Source organism: Pseudogemmobacter sp. TB195 (assembly GCF_058313095.1).
This window is the reverse complement of the sequence record NZ_JBZEGG010000085.1, coordinates 1-1,314: the sequence shown is the minus strand read 5'-3', so window position 1 is coordinate 1,314 and position 1,314 is coordinate 1. Positions and strand designations below refer to the sequence as shown.

Below are 1,314 nucleotides of genomic sequence, written 5' to 3'. Positions count from 1 at the left end.
CGCGGGGTGGAGCAGCCAGGTAGCTCGTCAGGCTCATAACCTGAAGGTCACAGGTTCAAATCCTGTCCCCGCAACCACTGATAACGACAAACCAGTAGCATCTGCTGCGGGTTTTGTTGTTTTCGCAGTCTTTCCAATGACTTGCCGCTCCGTCCAATTGAGGATCGTGCCCAGTTCGCCGTGCAGCGTTGCGTAAATCTCGCCGCGTTCAGGCCCCGGCGTGAGCGAAATCTTCTCGATCAGGCCACGCAATGTCTTCGCCGCTTCTTGCCGCTCTTCCTTGCGGTTGAGCGCTTCGGTCAGGGCAGAAACCTTCTTTGCATAGATCGCCGAGGCGCTCGGCAGAATGTCCGGTGTGTCCTCTGGCGCGTCGGCCAGCAGGGCGTTCAGTTCGGTCTTGCGCACCTCCAGCGTGTCCATCTCTGCCTTCATGCTCTCATGGAACATGCCAGCCTTGATCGCCTCGATGATCCCGCGGATCTGCTTCTCGATCTTCACCAGTTCTGCTTTCCAGGCATCGCCGCTGGAGCGGCGTTCCCGGTTCAGCCGATTAGTTTCCTCTGCATATCCTTCAGGCAGGGGCCGTGATCCCGGCTGCAATGATTACCGGCATCCGTTCGGATCTGCCTGGCCAGATCACCGCGCAAGTCACGGAAAATGTCTATGATAGCCCGACCGGCGCGCTGCTCCTGATCCCGCAGGGAACGCGCATCATCGGCCAATATGATGCCGGTGTGCAGTTCGGGCAGCGCCGTGTGCTGCAGGTCTGGAACCGCCTGATCCTGCCCAATGGCTGCTCCATCATGCTGGAGCGCCAGCCGGGCGCTGACGCTTCCGGCTATGCAGGTCTGGAGGATGGCGTCGATTACCACTGGTGGGATCTGATGAAGGCTGCCGGTCTGTCCACGCTGCTCGGCATCGGCACGGAACTGGCGACCGACGACGAAGATCGCCTCATCCGCGCCATCCGCGGCGCGACGCAAGACACCATCAATCAGGCCGGACAGCAGATCGTCCAGCGCCAGTTGGAGGTCGCGCCCACGCTGACCATCCGGCCGGGGTATCCGGTGTGGGTCATCGTCACCCCAGATCTCGTACTCGAACCTTACAGGAACTGACCATGACAAAACTGAAACTTGGGCCACTCGTTGAAGACAAACCCGTCAAAGTGACGGTGGAACTGCCCGGTTCGCTCCACCGTGATCTGATCGCTTGTGCAGAGGTACTGGCCCGCGAGAGTGGAATGCCCCCACTGAGTGGTCCGGTTTGAATGTTAGTGCATTGTCGGCCTGTGGTCCATTTGCACGAAGGTCT

Annotated in this window: 1 tRNA gene and 2 pseudogenes; all 3 read left to right on the top strand. The window is 59.9% G+C overall.

Annotated elements, in window-relative coordinates:
• Positions 1–77, top strand: a tRNA-Met gene (locus AC4FS3_RS28685).
• Positions 78–563: 486 nt separating this feature from the next.
• Positions 564–1,118, top strand: a pseudogene (locus AC4FS3_RS28680) (TraB/TrbI/VirB10 family type IV secretion system protein); the annotation flags it as partial.
• A gap of 2 nt (positions 1,119–1,120) precedes the next feature.
• Positions 1,121–1,243: pseudogene (locus tag AC4FS3_RS28675) on the top strand (DUF2274 domain-containing protein); the annotation flags it as partial.
• Positions 1,244–1,314 lie beyond the last annotated feature (71 nt).